Annotated in this window: 21 protein-coding genes; 9 read left to right on the forward strand and 12 right to left on the reverse strand. The window is 67.3% G+C overall.

Annotation, left to right across the window (positions count from 1 at the left end; translation table 11 throughout):
- Positions 1–6 precede the first annotated feature (6 nt).
- The 4 genes from BLQ62_RS00850 (at position 7) to BLQ62_RS00865 (ending at position 3,266) form a co-directional block, all read left to right on the forward strand.
- The gene (locus tag BLQ62_RS00850) at positions 7–495 is read left to right on the forward strand and encodes a hypothetical protein (protein ID WP_139184126.1); all 489 of its coding nucleotides are present in this window, start codon (positions 7–9) and stop codon (positions 493–495) included.
- Between the two features lie 107 nt (positions 496–602).
- Entirely contained in the window at positions 603–1,790 is a 1,188-nt protein-coding gene (locus BLQ62_RS00855) for a hypothetical protein (RefSeq protein WP_068565146.1), read from the forward strand.
- A complete protein-coding gene (locus tag BLQ62_RS00860) occupies positions 1,787–2,131 on the forward strand; it encodes a hypothetical protein (RefSeq protein ID WP_068565148.1) in 345 nt (114 codons plus the stop codon). The genes BLQ62_RS00855 and BLQ62_RS00860 overlap by 4 nt, the downstream gene beginning before the upstream one ends.
- A 298-nt stretch (positions 2,132–2,429) precedes the next feature.
- Entirely contained in the window at positions 2,430–3,266 is an 837-nt protein-coding gene (locus tag BLQ62_RS00865; RefSeq protein ID WP_139184127.1) for a hypothetical protein, read from the forward strand.
- A gap of 10 nt (positions 3,267–3,276) precedes the next feature.
- On the opposite strand, the gene BLQ62_RS00870 is transcribed toward BLQ62_RS00865, so the two are convergent.
- From BLQ62_RS00870 to BLQ62_RS00880, 3 genes are read right to left on the reverse strand one after another with little or no spacing between them, the layout of a single operon-like run.
- Complete coding sequence (locus BLQ62_RS00870) at positions 3,277–4,146, reverse strand: nucleotidyl transferase AbiEii/AbiGii toxin family protein (RefSeq protein ID WP_068565152.1); 870 nt, start codon at positions 4,144–4,146, stop codon at positions 3,277–3,279.
- A complete protein-coding gene (locus BLQ62_RS00875) occupies positions 4,147–4,656 on the reverse strand; it encodes a helix-turn-helix domain-containing protein (RefSeq protein ID WP_082756381.1) in 510 nt (169 codons plus the stop codon).
- Positions 4,657–4,696: 40 nt separating this feature from the next.
- On the reverse strand, positions 4,697–5,722 hold the full coding sequence (locus tag BLQ62_RS00880; RefSeq protein WP_068565156.1) for a hypothetical protein: 1,026 nt from the start codon (positions 5,720–5,722) through the stop codon (positions 4,697–4,699).
- Between the two features lie 294 nt (positions 5,723–6,016).
- On the opposite strand from BLQ62_RS00880, the gene BLQ62_RS00885 reads away from it, so the two are divergent.
- Entirely contained in the window at positions 6,017–6,823 is an 807-nt protein-coding gene (locus BLQ62_RS00885; RefSeq protein WP_068565158.1) for a hypothetical protein, read from the forward strand.
- Positions 6,824–6,859: 36 nt separating this feature from the next.
- Here BLQ62_RS00885 and BLQ62_RS00890 read toward each other — a convergent pair whose 3' ends face one another.
- The 5 genes from BLQ62_RS00890 to BLQ62_RS23145 all read right to left on the reverse strand — a co-directional run bounded on the left by BLQ62_RS00890 (position 6,860) and on the right by BLQ62_RS23145 (position 11,305).
- Positions 6,860–7,321 (reverse strand): DUF6262 family protein, encoded by a 462-nt coding sequence (locus BLQ62_RS00890; RefSeq protein WP_220270942.1) that lies wholly within the window; start codon positions 7,319–7,321, stop codon positions 6,860–6,862.
- Positions 7,318–9,318 carry a tyrosine-type recombinase/integrase gene (locus BLQ62_RS00895; protein WP_223120764.1) on the reverse strand — a complete coding sequence of 667 codons (2,001 nt, stop codon included), beginning with the start codon at positions 9,316–9,318 and terminating at the stop codon, positions 7,318–7,320. The genes BLQ62_RS00890 and BLQ62_RS00895 overlap by 4 nt, the downstream gene beginning before the upstream one ends.
- On the reverse strand, positions 9,305–10,360 hold the full coding sequence (locus BLQ62_RS00900) for a tyrosine-type recombinase/integrase (protein WP_225536077.1): 1,056 nt from the start codon (positions 10,358–10,360) through the stop codon (positions 9,305–9,307). Before BLQ62_RS00900 ends, BLQ62_RS00895 begins: the two co-directional genes overlap by 14 nt.
- Positions 10,361–10,425: 65 nt before the next feature.
- Positions 10,426–10,809, reverse strand: coding sequence for a hypothetical protein (locus BLQ62_RS00905; protein WP_068564961.1), 384 nt, complete (start codon positions 10,807–10,809; stop codon positions 10,426–10,428).
- 103 nt (positions 10,810–10,912) lie between these two features.
- Entirely contained in the window at positions 10,913–11,305 is a 393-nt protein-coding gene (locus tag BLQ62_RS23145) for a hypothetical protein (protein WP_139184128.1), read from the reverse strand.
- 52 nt (positions 11,306–11,357) lie between these two features.
- Between BLQ62_RS23145 and BLQ62_RS00915 the strand changes: the two genes are divergently transcribed.
- From BLQ62_RS00915 to BLQ62_RS00925, 3 genes are all read left to right on the forward strand, one after another.
- Positions 11,358–12,119 carry a hypothetical protein gene (locus BLQ62_RS00915; protein WP_139184129.1) on the forward strand — a complete coding sequence of 254 codons (762 nt, stop codon included), beginning with the start codon at positions 11,358–11,360 and terminating at the stop codon, positions 12,117–12,119.
- A 136-nt stretch (positions 12,120–12,255) separates the two neighbouring features.
- Positions 12,256–13,395 (forward strand): helix-turn-helix domain-containing protein, encoded by a 1,140-nt coding sequence (locus tag BLQ62_RS00920; RefSeq protein WP_082756331.1) that lies wholly within the window; start codon positions 12,256–12,258, stop codon positions 13,393–13,395.
- Positions 13,396–13,458: 63 nt separating this feature from the next.
- The gene (locus tag BLQ62_RS00925) at positions 13,459–13,818 is read left to right on the forward strand and encodes a hypothetical protein (RefSeq protein ID WP_068564970.1); all 360 of its coding nucleotides are present in this window, start codon (positions 13,459–13,461) and stop codon (positions 13,816–13,818) included.
- A 70-nt stretch (positions 13,819–13,888) separates the two neighbouring features.
- Here BLQ62_RS00925 and BLQ62_RS00930 read toward each other — a convergent pair whose 3' ends face one another.
- The 4 genes from BLQ62_RS00930 to BLQ62_RS00945 form a co-directional block, all read right to left on the reverse strand.
- Positions 13,889–15,049 carry an NAD(P)/FAD-dependent oxidoreductase gene (locus BLQ62_RS00930; RefSeq protein ID WP_068564972.1) on the reverse strand — a complete coding sequence of 387 codons (1,161 nt, stop codon included), beginning with the start codon at positions 15,047–15,049 and terminating at the stop codon, positions 13,889–13,891.
- A gap of 20 nt (positions 15,050–15,069) precedes the next feature.
- Positions 15,070–15,675, reverse strand: coding sequence for a DsbA family protein (locus BLQ62_RS00935; protein ID WP_139184130.1), 606 nt, complete (start codon positions 15,673–15,675; stop codon positions 15,070–15,072).
- Positions 15,676–15,748: 73 nt separating this feature from the next.
- The gene (locus tag BLQ62_RS00940) at positions 15,749–15,958 is read right to left on the reverse strand and encodes a YgaP family membrane protein (protein WP_082756333.1); all 210 of its coding nucleotides are present in this window, start codon (positions 15,956–15,958) and stop codon (positions 15,749–15,751) included.
- Between the two features lie 348 nt (positions 15,959–16,306).
- Entirely contained in the window at positions 16,307–18,472 is a 2,166-nt protein-coding gene (locus BLQ62_RS00945; protein WP_082756334.1) for an MMPL family transporter, read from the reverse strand.
- A gap of 218 nt (positions 18,473–18,690) precedes the next feature.
- Here BLQ62_RS00945 and BLQ62_RS00950 point away from each other — a divergent pair, with 218 nt between their 5' ends.
- The gene (locus BLQ62_RS00950; protein ID WP_068564978.1) at positions 18,691–18,951 is read left to right on the forward strand and encodes a metal-sensitive transcriptional regulator; all 261 of its coding nucleotides are present in this window, start codon (positions 18,691–18,693) and stop codon (positions 18,949–18,951) included.
- Positions 18,952–18,954 lie beyond the last annotated feature (3 nt).

An 18,954-nucleotide genomic window follows, 5' to 3' on the forward strand; every position in this document is an offset into this window, starting at 1 on the left:
GGCGAAATGAGCAAGCGTGCAGTGATTCTCACCGATGATGAAAAGACCCTGCTGGGCTACATTTGGGGCCGCACAGCCTCAGTCATCTGCCACCCGGCGAGCGGGGTCGCGAACCTCCGCACTTCCTCTGCGGGCGGCGGCGGCCACGGGTGGGAGTACTCGACCTTGGAGCGGCGCGGGCACATCGTCGCGCGCCAGCACGAGTTCCTACCCGACGTGGTGCTGCGCCCGTGCCCGTTCTACTGCGACGGCGGCGAGCGGTGGTCGCACACCGACGACGGCGGGCACATCGACAGGTGGCGCGAGGGCGCTCTGCTCTTCGAGTGCTCCATCGCGCTGCCCCGTATGCGGCAATGGGCCGAGCAGTTGCCTCCGCAGGTCCGTGAGGACCTGTCCGCGGCGCGCGATTACGCGACGCGCAAGGCGGTAACGCTGGCCGCGATCAACGGCGAGCACGAGGCGCTGCTCGTGGGGCGACAGGAGATGTTGTGGTAGCCCGCGAAGGCCACGGAACCCGGGAGGTTGCCAACCGGGCTCCCGTCCGAAACACTGATCAGCAGGTCGGGGCGTGTAGTGGCGATCCTCGGCCACCGACTACGACGATGCAGGACAAGCGCATGAACGATACTCAGCTGCCCGGCGAGCATGATCTCACTCCGATCGAGGCCGGCCCACGATTCGCCGCGCTCCCCGATGCCCGGCGCGCCGCAGCGTTGGCCGCGATCGCCGAACCTCTCCCCCCACACGGTGACGACGATGACCTCATCGGGGGCGTCACCTTCCGCCTGGGGGCGGCGCTGCAGGAGGACAGGCTGCCCCCAGAGACGCTCGCGAAAATCCGCGCCCTCGAGGCGAGCGGTCAGTACGAGACGCCACCCAGCCGCGGCCCGTGGCTCCGCGGGCGTGTGGGTGATCCCGGTGGTGTGCCGGTACGCAAGAGCGCGCTCGTACTGAACTGGCACCGTCGCAGCCGGCTCGTCGACTTCGCATATGAGATGGGCAATCCGCAAGCCTCAGCGGTCGCGGCCGTGGTCCTACTCCTGTTCATCGGACTCCTCGGCAAAGCTGCCGCCTCGGCGGTCATCAGCTCCTCGATCGCCACCTCAATAGCGGGGATCGTCGCGGCACTCGCCGTCCTGGTGAGCGTGATCGTCGGTGACCGCGTCGAGCGCCAGGCTCCGAAGGATGTACGGTTCACGGCCGCAGACTGGCGGGCCGTCAGGGCGGCGACGTTCCGGTTCAACCAGGACGTGAGCGAGACGCGAAGCGCCGCGTGGGCGGACTACCTCGCATCGTCGATTGAGGCGATGCCGGTCTGGTCCTCCCCCTACCTCGATCGCGCGCGGCTGACGTACTCGCCGGCCGATGATGCGGTGCAGGTGTCCCGTCACGCCGCGCAGATCCTGCTGATGCGCAGGAAGCTCGGCGTCGACGAGCGTGATCTCGCCGGCCGCGATAGCCGGGCGAGTGCCCTCGTCGGCGAGCAGCTCCAGATCCTCGACGGCCTCACCGCGTCGTTGCGAAACAGGGTCGCCGCGATGTGGGACTACCGGGCCTCGCTGGAGGAGCTGCAGGCACGGATCAAGGACCTCCAACGGTTGGAAGCGGCGATCGGGCTCGCCCCCGAAGTGGACCAGCTCGCGCGACAGCTCGGCGCCGACGAGTACGCCACCGACCGCCTCAGCGAGCTGACCGCCGAAGCGCAGGTCCTGACCGAGCAGATCACCACCATGGTGGAGCACCTAGACCTCGCGCGAACCGTCGAGCCGGAGCATGCGGTCGAGCAATGAGCACTGACCAGGAGACCGCGCAGTCCAGCGAGCAGCGCCCGCCGGGCTTCATCGGCCGTGTCGCGCTGGCGTACCCGCGCGGCGCGGTGGCGGCGATCGTCACCTGCGTCGTACTGACGGGCGTCTTCTACCTCATCGCGGCGTCGGGGATGGCGCACGATGCAACCGAAGGCCCGGAGTTCTGGCGGAAGTTCGGCGGCTACGCGATCTGGGTGACGGAGACGGCGGCGGCGTTCTCGTTCATCGGCGGCGCCGCGCTCACCCCGGTGCGGATGCGAGAGCGCCGGAAGACTGCCGAGGCCGCAGAGAACCGAAGCTGTCAGACCTCTCGGAGAGACTGAGCGTCATGAACACGCAACGGGTGAAGATCGCAGCGCACGTGGTGAACCGCGCTGCTGTTCGGCTTCGCCGCCGTCTGGTGGATCGTGGGCATGCAGAGCTGGGGCACGTCCCGATTCTTCTTCGCGGGCTTCCTGGTGTTGATGGCGGCGGTCTTCGCGTCCCTCGCACGTGACCTGCGGCGCGAGATCCGGTCTGAGCAAGGACCTCCCTAGCCCGCGGGCCTCAACCACATAGTCGTCGAGTCGCTGTGTAGTGGCAGCACCTCGATCAGATGAAATCAACAGAAAGACAAGCGCAATGAACGCTACGAGAATCAAGGAACTACTCGCCCAGGCATGGGAGCGGGTGGGCGTCGGCGGAGTCGCCCGGTTCGTGCTGACGGTCGGGATCGCGGTGCTCGCGATGCAGCTGTGGTTCGGCGGTGCCGGGGCGGCGGCGTGGGCGGTGCTGCAGCACCTGACCGCGACGCAGGACGCCTTCGTCAAGGGCGTGTTCGTCCTGGCGGTGTTCTGGATCGTGCTCCGCAAGGTCGTGCTGATGATGGTGTATCCGTTCCGGCGCACCACCGTCCACACGTCGGTCACCCTGGGGCCGGCGGCAGCGGCGCTGATCGGCGCGGAGACCGAGGCCGAGCGGGAGAAGCGCGCGAGCAGGGCAGTGAGGGTCGCGCGGCACGAGGCGGTGCACGCGGTGGTCGCCGACCACCTCGGCGCCACGGTGTCTCAGATCCGCGTCAACGTCCACGACGGCTCCGGACACATCGTTGCGCACTGGCCGGATGCCGTCGATGCGCAGGCGTCAGTCGATGTGTACATGCGGCGGATGATCGTGACGGTGGCCTCGCACGTCGACGAGCTCCGACGCGGGATTCATGACGGGGGCGCGGAGGACGATCTGCTCAAGACGACGAGCCTGACGTACCTCATCCAGGCGGTGGGCCTGGCCCCGAGCGGCTACACCGGCGAGCTGACCACCGAAGCCCTGCTCGCGCACGCCCGCGAACGGGCCGGCAGCATCGTCGCCGCCGAGCAGGAGCGCATCGGCCTCCTGCGGCTCCAGCTCGAGGCATCGGCCGGCGGCGCGAACCTCAACGGCGAGGAGGTCGCGGCCGCCCTCGCACAGAAGAGCGGGTGAGTCCAGCGAACTACCGCTCAAGCCCTCGGTCGCGTTCCTCGCGGCCGGGGGCTTGTTGCTGCGGCCGGTACGTGCCGACGGTGGGATCGACGCGATGCTCGCGGCTCCGCTGCGCCTGGGGCGACTGGGTGGCGTTGAGCAGGTTGCGCAGCGCGGCGCCGCGGTCCTCCGACGGTTCGGCGTATGGGCTGACGACGTCGACCGGTCGGCCCGCGCGGAGCTGCTCGGCAGCGGCGGTCATGTAGGTCTTGACCGCGTCGGCTTCCTCGGCGCGCAGCCACGGGAACTCCGAGTCGGGCAGCCGGGCGAACAGGCTCATCTGGTCGGCGAGCACTCCGCGGTCAAGCGGGGTGACTTCCTTCTGATCGGCGACCTCGAGCATGCGGGCGAAGGGGTACCGCGTGGCGAGCCGGGCCAGGTCGTCACCGTCGCGGGCCCGGGTGACGTTGTAGACGGTGAGGATCTTGTTCGCGCCGAGTTCGAGCGGGTCGAGCACGGGCCCGATGGGGGTGACGATCGCCGGGAGCGCCTGGAAATCCTGGCCGATCTCGACCTTGACGGTCTCGGGCTTGCGTCCGGCGGCCGCGCGCGTGGCGCCGTCGACGGCGCGCGGGGTGACGAGCAGCCGACGCAGGGTGGCGTCGGGGTACGCGCTGTCGTCGACGACGCGGTAATTGGCGCGCTCGAAGGCGCCGCGCACCCGGTCGGCCAGCTCGTGGGTGCTGGTCTTCATGTGCCGGGTGAAGGCGTCCAGGTCCTCGGTGTCGCGGTCGATGACGCCGTGGGTGATCAGGCCGGCGCCGCCGGCGAGACTGATCTCCCCGGCACCAGTTGCCAGGAGGATGACGGCCGCGGCCTCCTGCGCGCTGCTCAGCGCCATCTACAGCAGTCCCCACTCCTCGAGGGCGGCCCGCCAGACCGGCTCGTAGCCGCGGGGCCAGATCACCTCGTCCATGTGCGCGGCGAGGATCTTCGGGTCGATCCAGCGGATCATGTCGCTGACGCGGCCCTCGGTCATGACGATGACGTACGCCATGAGCAGCGACGGCAGGTCGTCGGCGCGGCGCCAGCGCTGCTCGGCGGTGCCCGACCACTCCAGGTGCAGCGGGAGTCGGAATCGTCCCTGAGGCGCGAACACCGGCTCCCAGAGGGCGTTGGGCAGCCGCACGGGCCCGCGGCGCAGTCCGGCGTCGACGATGTCGGCCTGGGCGTCCGTGGCGGCGATCGCGCGATCGAGGCGATCGGCGTACTCGGGCTGCGGGCTGCGGGTGCCGCGCGCCCAGTTGCTGACGGCGGCCTGGCTCACGTTCAGGGCCGCGGCCAGCTCCTCCTGAGAGAACTCGTCCTCCAGGAGCTGCAGCACAGGCGAACCAGCGAGTGTTGAAACCATGGTCAAATCATAACAGTGCAGGTCAGGCAGCGCACTGGGCCTAGAAGTCGCTCTCGGCGACCTCGGTGAGGTTCTGGGCTACGCGGTCGAAGAGGCCCGACAGCAGCGCCTCGCCGGCATTGCCGACGTCGTCGGCGGGTCCGCCGAAACCCGAGGTCCGCTCGGAGGTCAGGATGAGCCCTTCGCGCGCCGCGGCGAGTCGGCGCTCGTGGACCTGGATCTGCTCAGCGAGGTGCTCGCGGTAGCGGGGGTCGTCGTCGGCGGCGGTGGCGAGCAGCTGGCCGCGCAGCTGAGCCACCTCGCGGGCCTCGTCGTCGCGCTGATGTGCGGCGCGCGTCAGCTCGTGCAGATCCTCGGCCCATCTGGTCAGGCGCGCCGCGGCGAGCTTGAGGTCGAGCGCGACACGCAGCTCGGCCTTGACGCCGATCGAGTGGTGGCCGCTGCGCTCGGCGTATCCGGCGGCGTGCCGCAGGACGATGTGCGGGGTCGGCAGAGCCCCGATCGAGCTGAGTGCCCATCGGCACAGCGCGCGTGCTCGATCCGAGTGGCCGACGCGAAAGGCCCCCTGCAGAGCGGGCTCAACGGACCACAGCGGGATGAGGATCCGCTCGATGTGGTCGGCGAGGATCCGCGCGTGCGTGATCGGCAGCGTGCCGCGGTCGGTGTACTGCTCCCCCGGCAGCTCCAGGTCCGCATGCACCACCAGCTCGGGATGGTCCTTGTAGTCGACCCCGTGCCACGGGTCGACGTCGTACGGGCCTTCCGTGCGGTAGAACTGCCCGGCGTAGCGCGGCCCCTGCCGCGTCTCGATGCGGTGCTCGAGGCCGGCGAGCACCGCGGGCGTAGCGGCCAGCTTCACGCTCAGCGCGCGGCGGCCGGCGCGCACGAGGTCCACCTCGCCGCGCTCGGCGAGATCCTCGACGGCGCGCCGCACCGTCGTGCGGGGCTCTCCGGTGTCCTTGATGAGGTCCGTCAAATCCACGTCTTCGTAGCCGTCGAGGGTGCGCCGCGTGAGTGCGGCGAGGATCTTCGTCCCGGTGGAGCCGAGCAGCGTATTCACGTCCATACGGTCAGTGTACGCCCAAAAATGGGTGTTGGACACCCGAGCGGGCTGATCTGTTGTCCTCGGTCGGTCTGTTGCCCTCGGGCCAGGCGACCAGCGACAATGAGTGCGGGTGGTGTGTAGTGGCACCTCCCCATCCCGGCTCTGAGCCCGGGCGCTCGGCGACGTGTAGTGGCGTTGCCGCACAACCGAATCGAAGGACAAGCGCATGCCCCATTTGACGGCGCCGCAGGCACATCGGCCGCGGCATCACCTGCTCCATCACGGCCCGGCGGCGATCGGGAAGGCGGTGGCGTCATGGTGAACCGGATCAACGACATGACCGTGCCTGAGCTGCTTGCCCGGCTCAAGAGCATGATCGACGAGCAGGTGACCGACCTCGGGGACGACGGGATCGGGCTCGACGAGTTCGAGGTCGACGATGCCGGCGGCTTGCGGATGGGCTTCTGGGACGAGAGCCGCGGCGAGGGACGCGAGATCCAGCTGCAGGTATCCACCGAGGAGATGCAGGCCGAGCGGCGCTACCGGGAGTTCGAGCTGAATCACGTGGAGCCCGACGACAACGTGTACGAGTGGTTCCGCACCGCGATCACGGATGCGGCCGCGTACCCGGACCGGTACGTCGAAGGCCGCGCCGCGCAACTCAGTGAAGGGTGGCGCACTCTGCATCGGTACGGCCCCGCGTCGCCGCAGCTCGTCGAGTGGTTTGACCGCGCGAACGAGGGTGCCACGCATCCGATCGAGAGCCCTTTCGATACCCGTATCGGTGCGATGGCACACGACAGCACGATCCGCCACTACTACCGCTTCGAGCGCGAGTTCAACGGCACCATCGACGGTGCGATGTCGGCGAACATCAAGAGCGCGCTCGAAGGACAAGAGTTCGCATGGGAGAAGGCGGCCTACCTCCGGGAAGTCGACCAGGCGGCGCGGGCCGCTGGCATCACCGCTGGGCACCAGGCCTTCGAGGACTACGACTGGTCTGCAGCGATGCGCGAGGACGTCCCGCCACACGAAGCGTTCGAAGACGCCCAGTTCAAGCATGGTCTCGCCACCGATGCCGCCGAGGCTCAATGGCGAGACGAGGAGCAGCGATATCTCTAGGAGCCTCCTGACTGTCCACGACGTGGCTGACGGGTCTCATCGTGGCTGTTGTGGCCCTGTGGCGGACGGATTATCTGCATGTTCTCCTCGACGGGCTTCTTGTTTGGCCGGCGGCCGGGTTCCCAGTTCGAGGAGTCGGCTTCGGAGCGCCTCGTTCTCGGTGTGTAGTTGCTCGAGCTGTTCGGTCAGTTCGCGGTTGCGGTCGATCGCGGTTGCGAGCTTGGTGCGGAGGGATTCGGCACTGGCTGCCCTGGAGCGTTCTATTCCGGCGGTGGCGGTGCCGCGCTTCGCGTCGATATCCTGCCGGAGCTGGGTTTGCTTGTAGAGGAAGCTGGTTGAGACGTCGGCGGCTCTGGCGACAGCGACGAAGGTGACGGGTTGTCCGGTGTTGTGCAGCCGGGTGATGGCTCGACGTGCGCGGGCGGTCGCGCTGGTTGTGCGGGCGGCGGCGGCCGCGGTGAGGCGTGCAGTGCGGTGATCGCGGTCGCCATTGCTCACCTGGATTCCTGCGTGTCTGAGTCGATTTCGTCGATGAGCCTGGTGACCTTGTCGAGCATGGTCTTGTTCAGGTCCGCTGCCTGGCGGTCGCCGTTGTCTTGTGCTTGGGCGGCGAGCTGTCTGAGCTGGTCGCGGTGGGTGATGTGTGCGCCGAGGAAGGTGCGGCCGCCGGGGTCGTGGAAGGAGCAGTCGATGCAGGGGTTCGGGCGGAACTCGCAGCGCTGCGTCGCGGGGAGCGTGCAGAACCCGTTGGGCAGTGCGGTGGTGAAGCGGGCGCGCAGGCGCTCGACGGTGGCGTCGACGCCCTTGTCGGGGTTGGTGTCCCAGAATTCGCGGGCTTTGCGGGCGAGGGTGTCGTCGGTAATGCGAGCGTAGGTCGCGGTCATGGTGTCGCTGTGGTGGCCGAGGAAGTCGCGCACTTCCGGTTGGGTCCATCCGTTGTTGAGCAGGTGCATTCCGATGGTGTGGCGGAAGCGGTGGACGTCGCCTCCGGAGATCTTCTCGCCGGTGGCGACGGACGTGGTGATGCCGTGCTCGCGGAACAGTGCGGCGAGGCGGTGTCGTAGCCCGCTGGTGGACCAGGGCTGGGTGCGGCCGGCGATGGCGCTGGACCGGGCGCCAGGGAAGAGGTGCTCGGCGTCGGGGCCGTAGGTGTCGCGGACGCGGGTCTGCTGGTCGCGGATGATCTCGGCGAGGCTTTCGGGGACTGGAAGCCGCCGCCAGGCGCTGGTTTTGGTCATCCAGTATTCGATCCAGTGGCCCTGCTCACTGTGTTGGAGGCAGTCGATCGGGAGGGCGACGAGTTCGGATATGCGGCACCCCGCCCATCGTGTGGTGGCGATCATCGCCCGGAGGGTGGGGTCGGTGGCCGGGTTGTCGACGATCAGGGTGTCGATGCGTTCGATGACATCGGGTGGAAAGGGCCTCGGTCGGCGGGTCTTGCGGTGGACGTTCTCGCCGCGGCGCAGGAAGATCGCTGATCCCAGGTCGTCGACGAGTCCGCAGTCGCGCAGTGTTTCGAGCAGGTAGGCCGCGGTGTTCGCGAGCTGGGGGCTTGCCTTGGTGTCGGGGCGGCGCGTCCATTCGAGGTAGTCCAGGAACGCCGTCCGAGTGACCGCAGACGGTTCGGGAACGGTTCCGTCGAGCGTGAGGAACTGGGCGAGCTGGCGGGTGGCGCGCAGCCACTGGGTGAGCGTTCCCCAGGACATGCGGGAGGTAGACAACTGTTGGCGGGCCAGGCTTTTGACGGCCTCTTTGAGCCAGGGCACCGGGATGGTGGCCCAGTCGACAGCGGTTCGTGTCGCCCCGGCTTGGGTGGCGTCGAGGACGAACTCGAATCCGTCGCGCCACCGCCAGTGATCCGCGGCCCATGGGTCGGGGTCGGTGGCCCCGTGAAGGAGTCGGAAGAACCTCCGGATGTAGGGAGCGCAGAGGGAGTCGAAGTTGGTGTAAGGCCAGTGCTGCCTGCACAGCAGCAGCCAGTCGTCGACGGGGCGTTCGGTCAGGGAGCTGGTGATACGCCCGTGCGCGACCTCGATGAGGACGATCAGGGCGCGGCGCAGGCCGGCGTTGGGGGTCCAGTCGCCGCGGCCGATCTTGGTTGCGGCGACGAACCGGACTTCGTCGGCGGCCGCCGCTGGGATGCGGCGGAAGTCGACGACCTGCGTGGTGGCGGGCCGTCCACGGGGCACGCCGACGGGCAGAGCGCTGGTGGTGGCCCAGGCGTCAAAGTCGGCGGGCTGTCCAGCGCGGAACCACTGGAAGTAGTGGGCATAGCACAGCCCCGAGGTGGCGGCTGCGCGTCCACCGGGGCCGCCGAGCCAGTACCGCTCGCCGTCGCAGTCGGAGACGGCGCACGGGTCGGTGGCGGCGCGGCGGCGGTCGCCGGCGATGTCGACGACCGGCCACGTCGATGCGCACCAAGGCCCGTCCGGCACCTGCAGAGCGGGGACGCCGCGGGGCCCGGACCGGGCGCGCTCGCCGTTACCGCGCGCCATCGCCGTCTCCCTTCAGTCGGTACTGCTGCGGTTCTCGCCAGACCAGATGCTCGGTGGTGCGGAGCTTTTCGGCGAGGTCGTCGCTGGCGAGGTGAATGTAGACGTCGGCGCTGGCCGAATGGGATTGGCCGAGGCGGGCAGCGATCTCGGCCGCGGTCCATCCGGCTTTGGCCAGGGCGGTGGCGTGGGTGTGGCGGAGCATGTGCGGGTTGAGGTCGTCGATCCCGGCGGCGGCGCCGATCCGTTCGATGAGCTGGTAGGCGTTGGAGTAGGTCATCGGACCACCGACGGGTGGGCGTGAGAGGTTGACGAACACGTAATCGCTGTCGACGTGGGCGATCTCACCGAGCAGGTACGCGGCATACAGGTCGAAGAACCGCCGCGGAGCCTCGACGATGAATTGGGTCTTCTGCTTTGATAGCGCCCCGTTGGCGTTGTCGTCACGCCGGCGGATCATCACCTGCCTGCGCATCGGGTTCAAGTCGCCGTGGCGCAGGCCGAGCGCTTGGCCTACCCGCAGGCCCAGGTCGTACTGCGCCGACAGCAGCAGTCGGTCACGGGTGGTCGACGCCGCGGCGAGCAGCTTGGCGAAGTCGGTCTCGAAGTCGATGACCTGCACGGTCTCTGCCGACTGCCGGTCGGGCCGGGCCAGGCGGGAGACTTCGCGCGGACGGCGGTGTTCGAGGTGCGCAAGGAAGCTGTGCGCGCGCCGCGGCAGCTTCGACGGGTTGCGGGTCAGTACCAGATCCTGCGGTCCCCGGCCCTCGACGCGGTGGAACTCGTAAAACTCCCGCACCGCGGCGCTGACCGCTTTCACCGTGCCGGGTGCACGGCCCCCGCACCGCGACGGCAGCGGCGGCAGTCCAGCGGTGAGAACGGCGACGAAGTCACAAAGCTGCCGGAAATCCAGCTCATCCCAAACGATTCCCCGCGCAGCCAGCCAACGATAGAACTGACTCAGGTGCCGCGCGTACGAGCGGACGGTGTTCTGAGAACGTCCGATCGCCCGCTGCCAATGCAGGAACTGCTCGATCTCGAGCACCGGCAAACCCTGTTGGTCGACGACGGTCCACGACCGGACCCCGTGGACCGTGACCGGGGCGGCCCTCATCGCTGGTCCTCGAGGCCGTCGGCGCGGCGCGGCCGGCGGGTCGTGATGTCAGTGCGCCGACGCTGCTGTTCGTCACGCACATCGATGACCACGTCATCGGCGATCGCGGCGTCGGCGATCGACGCAGCGGGCAGCCGCCCGGGCAGCCAGCGCACGTCCCGCTTGCGCCACGCGGCGTACCTCTGCTGCACCTGGTCCATCGGGATCTCGAACCGTTCCCACTGCACCCCGGGGGCGCTGACCCAGATCCGCCGCACGTGCGAATCGGTCGCCGCGTCGTAGTCCCAGGTCAGCTCGCAGTGCGTGGGATCGCCCACCAGCTGCAGAGTCTGCGAGTCCTGCTTGATGAAGGCCTTGCGCCGAGTGTTGGTGCCCTCCATCTCCTTGTGATGGATCGCCAGGTTTATCTGTAGCTACTTGCTGGCCGTCTCGCTCTGTAGCGGACGGTGTTCTGAGGTGAAGCAGTGTACGTCTGCGTCGGTGTTATCTGAGCTGTAGTGGACGGTGGTGGGGGCTGTCGTTGCTGAGCTGTTCTTCCCAGTGGTTCCAGTCGTCTCCGTCGGGGTGGGTCTCGCCGAGGGCGGTGCGGTGGCGTGCGCGTTCCTGAGCGAACCAGGCTTCGGCCCAGGGCGGCAGCACTGTGACTCCGTCGTAGAAGTCGTCCCGGATGTTGTGCTCGGTGTCGTTGGGTAAGTCGCGATTGGTGCTCACTCTTATTGGACGCATCGGCTTGGTGATCGGTTCCCCTGCCTTCTCCTCGGCCCGGTCGGGCCGTCGAGTTTCGAGTGGTCGCGTTGCGGCGTGTCCGAACGGCAGGATCGTTACCCCCTCTGCAAGATGGACAGCAAGTTTGGTAACGACTTCTGGGGGCGTCATGGTGCGAATCGAGGGACTGCGTCCGAGGGCGCCGCGAACGCAGGCGCTGCGGATGCTGCGGCCGCACATGGTGCCGATCGCCGCGATCGCGCTCGCTGCGGATGAGGCGTGCACGCAGCTGTGCGAGGCGCTGTACTTGGATCCGGCGTCGCGACGTCGGTACGACTCGAAGTCGCGGGGCCTGCTGACCGCGATGGTGTGGTCGGAGGGGCTGCGCGAGTGGACCAACGAGGTGAACCCGCCGCAGGTGCGGCTGCATGAGCCGCACAATTGGACCGAGCTGATCGTGCACGGCAACCTGCACGTGAAGGTGGAGCGGGACACCCCCTGGAGGCAGGTATCGCAGAGCGAACGCCAGCGCCTGCGTAAGCAGCAGTGCCAGGATTACACGCTGCCGTTCGACGTGGTCAGTACTGCCGAGTTCGCGGTGACCAACGTCGACCTATCGGGGACGCTCAACGACGCGAACCGGATCACTGGGGTTCAGGCCCGCACCCGCCTCGGTGAGCGGTATCTGTGGGCGCCGCATGAGGTGGATATGGACGCTGCGCGCCGCATGCTGGTGTCCTGGCGCCGGCGGCGGGTGCCGTGGTTGATGACCTCCGATCGTGCGTTGGTGCTGGCTGCGACGGACGAAGCCCGTGAGGAGGCGGCTCGGCTGCGTGCCGAGAATGAGGATCTGCGGGACCGGCTCTTCCGCGCCGAGGCTGACATCGCCGTCCTGACTCGACGTGCCGGCCTGGTCGCGGAGCGCAGCCGTTTCGAGATCCCCACCAACCCGAACGCCGCCGAGGGCACCGCAGCAGACGATTAGAAGCTGGGCGTACCTCCCGGCCGATTCCCGGTGGGGCTGGTGTGACGGCAGAGATTACCGGTGTGCGGGGAATCATTGCGTGGTGTTCGGCACGTCAGCGTGATCGGTGTGGGTGGGAAGGTCTACGATTCTGGTCATGGGAACGGTGACGGATCTTGATTCGCGGGCATCGCGTTCGCCGCTGTCGACCGGCCGCGGCGCGGTGGCCGCGACGCTGACCGCCACTCGGGAGCGCCGCGGGCTGACCGCCAAGCAGGTCGCTGACGCCCTGGGGCGATCGCCGAGTTACGTCTCGCGCGCTGAGAGCGGCGACGGATCAATCAGCGGAGCGGACCTGACGTTGTGGGCGCAGGTGCTCGATGTGACCGAGGAACTGCTGTGCACGGTGTTGCCGCAGGAACCGCCTGAGGGGGTGCACTTCCGCAGTCAAGCCGTCACCAAACGGTTGCAGGACAGGCTGATTCAGCACGCGAACTTCGCGGGCTGGATGCTCAATCGGCTCCATGAGGACACGCTCGCGACCGCGGTGCATCCGCGGTCGGTGCCGCAGTTGGATGTGGACCTGCTCGACGAGGGCCCGGAGGAGGCCGCCCAGCTGGTGCGCAAGGCGTGGCGGCTGCATGGCCCGGTCTCCGATGTCGCTGGTCTGCTCGAGAGTGCCGGGATCATGATCTTGCCGATGCCCTCCGATGTGGACAAGGTCGACGCGATTAGTGTCCGCACCACCGGCCCGGTGACTGCGGTGATTCTGCTCAACCCCGACACTCCGGAGGATCGGCAGCGGCATACCCTCGCGCACGAGCTGGGGCACCTGGTGATGGATGAACTGTCTGGTGTGTCGTTGGGGCTCAAGGAGATCGAGAACCGTGCGGATCGGTTCGCCGCGGAGTTCCTCGCCCCGTACGGATCGTTGCGCGATGAGCTGCGGGGGATCACGCCGGCGCGGATCGATGCCCTCGATGATCTGCGGCGCCGGTGGGGTGTGAGCTTGTCGGCGTTGGTGCGTCGCGCGCACGTGCATGCCGACATCACTGAATCGCAGTATCGGTACTGGTTCCGTACCCTCAACGCCCGGAATCTGCTGCGGGACAAGCGACGCTCGACGTACCCGGTCCGGCCGCAGGCGGCCGCCGAGTTCCTGACCTCGTTGCGTAGCAGCCGCTACGCCGTCGCCGACATCGCCGCGATCACCGCGACCCGACCGCGGGAACTGCAGGACGTGTTCGGCGACTCGTGGCCGTTCCCGCGGCTGCGACCGCAGCTGAGCAGCGTTTAACCCATCCAGCTCGTGCGGGTCGTCCGCCGGAAGTGGCGTCCGGCACCGTTACCTCCTGATGCAGTGCACTCGGCCGCCGCGACGTTGCGTGAGCACCAAACCGAGCAGGACACCGCCGCCGGCGGCGAGGTGCGCCGGCGCATCATCTGCGATGACGGTGTGATCGCACTCGGCAGGATCAAGGTCGCCAGGCGTCGAAAAGCTCGCCGCACCTATGCTTTCCTGATCTGGCGCGAGCGTGGCCGTCGCCGCGAGCTGATGCTCGGCGAGGTGGTCGCCCGCACTTTCCCGGCCAACTTGCGTGACGCCTGGGATCTGGTGCACGTACATAGACTCACCACCCGCGAAGGGCGCCTGGCCTGGCCGCAGATCCGTGAACAGCTGCGCGCGGAAGCGCTCGACTGCCCCGGCGGTGAACGCTAGAGTCGTCCGCGCCGTGAGCCGCGCCTTCGCAGTTGTCCACGGCCGGCGCCAGGCACGTGTGATCTCGCGGTCATTCCCAGTAGGCGCGCCAGTCGAGTTCTTCGCGGATCTTCTCTTGGTGCAGCTGTGGAGATGCGGGTGTGAGCACCACGTCGGGGTGCGGTTCGGCGAAGAAATCGCCCTGCCCCCGGGCTGATTGGTGAGCGCCGGTATCGATGTAGCAATATCCCTGCCCTGATAGAGACGCTGGGGATTCGGCGAGCCCGAGGTAGTGCAGTACGTTTCGGGCCACCGCGGCGGCGCCGTTTTTGGCGAAGATGGCGGCCTTGGGGAGGGGCCTGTTCGTGGGGGAGGTGACTGCGGAGAGGTCGCCGATCGCCCATACGCCGCGGTGGTCGGTGAGCATGGAAGCTCGGTCGACGGGAATCCACCCCGGTGTGTCCAGTGTTAACGCGGGTTCGTGCGGTGGGACGAAAACCAGCAGGTCGAAGGTGACGTGCTCGCCGTTGGTGAAGTGCACGGTCTTGGTTTGATGGTCCACTCGTTCGACCTGGTGTTGTGGGTGCAGGTCGATTCCTGAGGCTCTGACGCGCTTGGCCAGTTCCCTGCCGACATCGGGTCCGGCGGACGGCATTGGCTGCGGTTCCGGGGTGTACACAGCGATATCTGTATTGTCCCGCACGCCGCGTTCGGCCAGGAGATCTGCCGCGAGAAAGGCGCCCTCGTAAGGTGCGACGGGGCAGCGGAAGGGCATCGATGCGACGAGGAAGACCAGTCGGCCGCCCGGGAACGCGGTCAGAGCGCGGTGGGCACGTGCGGCGTCGGCGGTGGCGTAATAGTGCACGGCGACGCCTGCGTCTGCCGCCTCCTGGAGACCGGGCACTCGATGCGTCGCATTGCGGGCACCCAGCGCGAGCACGAGCGCATCGAAGTCCACGCGCTCACCGTCGTCGAGGATGACGGTGCTGTCGGCGACGTCGACACCGGAGACAGTGCTGCGCACCGTGCGAATTCCGGTGAGGTTCTTCTCGGACGGTCGGATGGGAACGCTCGCTGGCGTGCGCCAGCCTCGCATCACCCACGGCAGGGTAAAGCCAAGGTAGTGCTCGAAGTTCTCGTCGACCAAGGTGATGTCGGTGTTGTCGAGGGGAGCGCCCGATTCGCGCAGCTCCTTGATCACGCTGAGCCCGCCAATCCCGGCGCCGGCGATGACGATTCGTTTGCTATTCATGATCTCGATTTGCTCCGTTCTCAGAGGTGGCTGTTACTAGGGTGTGCAAACCGTTGTACGGATGCGAAGGTCTCGACGGTGGCGAGTGTTTCGAGAGCGGTGAGCAAGTCGCGTGCGGCGGTGGGGGCCGGTATCGCGGTGAGCACGGGACCGTGGAAGACGGTCTCGCCGATCCCGATCAGGGGGCTTCCTGCGCTTTCGCCCGCGGCTTCTTGACTGAGCGTATGTGCATCGCGCACCGCGGCGTCGAAGGTCGGGTCGTCGATGCTCGAGATGTGGTGTGCGGGCAGGTCGAGCTCCAGTAGCATTTCTCGCACTGACTGATCGTCGATCGTGCCGCCGTCTCGGTGGTACTGGTCGCTGAACGTTCGCAGGGCCTGCCACATCCGCTCGCTGTCTAGTTCGCGCGCCAGCGAGGCGAACAGTCTGCCCGCCGCCCGGGAATCCTGCATCCGCTTGCGGGCAGGTTCGGGTAGTTCGCGTCCCTCGTTGAGGAGGGCGAGACTCATCTGTTTCCACTGTAGTTCGTTGGGATTGTCGACAGCGGCCAGCAGCCACTGTGCGGTGGTCCACGAGTACGGGCACACCGGGTCCAGCCAGATTGTGAGGGCAAGCGGTCGGTTCACTGTTCTCTCCTTCAGTTGTTCTCCACTGGATTGATCGCTGGTCGTAGCAAGTCCACTCTGAGCGGCGGCCTACCTAGAACGCCTTTCCGGATCGCATCCCTGTCTTCGTGAGAAGCCTCGCTGCTGGGCAGAACCCGGTGAGACTTGATTGAATGAGGTTCACCGAGACAAACAGCGCCAGGAGGATCCACCAGGATGACGCGGTGACGCTGAGGGCGACGCCGGTCAGGTTCAGTGTTCCGGCGAGGAGCAGAACTGCTCGGTCGATGGCGAGCTTGCGCATGGTGGGTGGCCGTTCCCTGTCGGTCGGAGTGGTAGAGATTTCAGGTGGTTAGAACCAGCGCCGTTTGGGACGCGCACCGGAGGCGTCGGGGTGTCCTGGGCACCAGCTTTCGGGTGGAACGGTGCGGCGGACTGCATCGATGTGGCTTCCGCATCCGGCCCAGGTGATCTTGTCGCAGGTGCGGCATCGAGTGGCGTGACACATTGCTGGTTTCGCTCCTTGACAGACTGTTGGGCGGTGTTGGTGACCTCGCGGAAGCGTTCGCGCCGGATGCGACCGCGAGGTCGCCAAGGGGGGTGTTGGGGATATCGCTCACGCGGGTTCCCTCGGGTGTCGGTCAGTCGGGTACTAGTCATGGGCGAAGCTGATGTTCGGCAGGACTTTGGCGAGCCAGGCCGGGCAGGCCCATGCGGCGCGGCCGGCCAGACGCAGTGCGACGGGGAGCAAAACGAGGCGGATGAGGAAGGTGTCGAGGAGAACCGCGACGCCGAGGATGACGCCCATCTCCTTCGGGGGCAGCGGCCCGGACAGGGCGAAGGTGAAGAACACGGCGACCATGACGCCCCCAGCGGCGAAGATCACGCGACCGGAGTGCGAGACAGCTCCGATCATCGCCTCTTTCGGGTCACCGGAGCGTTCCCAGTGCTCCTTGGCGGACGAAAGCAGGAACACTGTGTAGTCCATGGCGATCGCGAAGATCATCGCGAAGAAGAAGACCGGTGCCCAGGCGTCGAGGAAGCCCTGCGATTCGAAGCCGAGCAGGCTTGCGCCGATGCCGTCCTGGAACACCAGGCGGGCCACGCCGAATGCCGCTGCGGTGGACAGCAGGCTTACCCCGGTGCCGATCAGAGCGATCAGCGGCGCCCGTAGCGCGACCAGCAGCAGAGCGAAGCCCAGCAGGAGGATGACCGCGATCACTATCGGGGTGGAGGTGTCGAGTTGGGCCTTCAGGTCGAGGTTCTCCACTGCCGCGCCACCGACCAAGGTGCCCTCGGGAAGGTCGGAGCGGAGCCGGTCGACTGTCGCGGTCAGGCTCGGGTCGGAGGGATCGACCTTCGGCACCGCGGAGATCAGCGACAGGCCGCTGTCATCTGTTGCGGCGACGGGCGGCATCGCGCCGGCGATTCCCGCATCACCGGCCAGCACCTGGTGCGCCTGTGCTGCGGTCGAGGACGGGGTGATGATTTGCAGTGTTCCAGGAGCGCCGGGGCCGAAGGCTTGCTTGACCTGGTCGTAGCCGACTCGCGCGTTGGCATCGGACGGTAGCACCGCGATCGATGGCATCGCGGTCTTCAGTCCCGCCAACGGGATCGACAATGCGATCAGGATTGCTAGTGCGGCAGCGCCCCAGGCGAACGGACGCTTCCACAGCCGCTGTCCCCATCGCTCGAACACGGGTGAGTGGTGCTCACCGACGCGGGCCCACGGCAACGCGAGCGCGTTGATCCGCGCATCGAGCTTGACCAACACCAGCGGCAGCAGGGTCAGCGTCGCAGCGAGGACGAACACGACCGAGAGCATGATCCCACCAGCCATCGACCGGAACGACGGTGAAGGCACCAGCATCACCGCGGACAGGGAGATCAGCACGGTGACCCCGGACAGCAGCACCGCCTTGCCGGCGGTATTCATCGTCTGCGTGATCGCCTCGCGCGGCGAAGCCCCCTGCCCGAACCGGGCCGCCCGGTACCGCACCACCAGGAACAGGGCATAGTCGATGCCCAGCGCGAGGGAGAACATCATCGCGAAGTTCATCGCCCAGATCGACACCGGCACGATCTCGTTGATCAGCACCAACGCACCGGCCGAGGCCACCAACCCGGCCAACGTCAACAGCAACGGCAGACCGGCGGCGACCAACGTACCGAACGCGATCACCAGGATCGCCAAAGTGACGGGCCAGGAAAGCATCTCCGAGGTGAGCATCGCCTCGAGGTTCGCGGCGTTGAAATCCGACCACAGCACCGACGAGCCGGTCGGATTCACCGACACCGTCTCCGTCGATAGTGCACTGAGCGGCCCTTTGAGATCGGTCGCAGCCCGGACCATTTCATTCGTATCGGCCCCTGCGCCGGCGAGGACGATCGCCGTCTTGCCGTCCCCGCTCAGTGTGGCGCCCGGCTGTGGCGCGACGACCTGGGCGATCCGCGGATCCGCTCTCAGCTCGGAGGTCACCCGCTCCAGGATCTGAGGCCCTTGACCTTCGGTCAACGCCGCGGTGTCGCTGTGCACGACCACCTGGATCGCGTGGCTGGCGTTGCCACCGAAGTGTTTCTGCGCCAGCTCGCGCACCTGCACCGACTGCGAACCATCGGCCTGCCAGCCCGCACCGGAGAGGTTCTTCTCCACGAACGGCGCGAAGATCCCGAGTCCCACAACCAGCAGCACCCACACTGCTGTGACAACCCGGCCGTGCCCGGTCACCCAGACGCCAAGACGCCCCAACGCGCCGGTCAACGATGACCTGGGCGTGCCAGGAGCCGATTCTGCCGTATCTGTGACTGTCTCGGGCATTCCATCACTCCTCAAATAACCCCCGAGGGGGATGTGTTGTCCCGAAGTTAACATCCCCCTAGGGGGTTATGCAATACTGGATGCGGTGGCCTTTAGGTATTCAAGGAAGATGAGCCCATGAACGAATTCACGATCACTCGACGAGCGCTATGTGTGCCGTATGCGCAGGCCGCGTTAGATGTGCGAGAAGGCTTGGCGCGCATCGACGGCGGCGCTCGGTGAAGGTTCCAGAGCAAGCCGCCAAGCCCATCCTCACCAGGCTCAAGCGCGCACACGGGCACCTCGCCACCGTCATCCGGATGCTCGAAGACGGCCAAGACTGCGAAGACGTCCTCACTCAACTCGCCGCCGTCAACAAGGCCCTCGGACGCAGCGGATACGCCCTCGTAGCCACCGGCCTCCAACACTGCATGAGCACCGAAGGCCCCGAGAACGTCGACCAACAGAAACTCGAAAGGCTCTTCCTGGCGCTCGCCTAAGTC

The sequence above is a fragment of the Tsukamurella pulmonis genome (genome assembly GCF_900103175.1).
In the GTDB taxonomy this organism is placed as follows: domain Bacteria; phylum Actinomycetota; class Actinomycetes; order Mycobacteriales; family Mycobacteriaceae; genus Tsukamurella; species Tsukamurella pulmonis.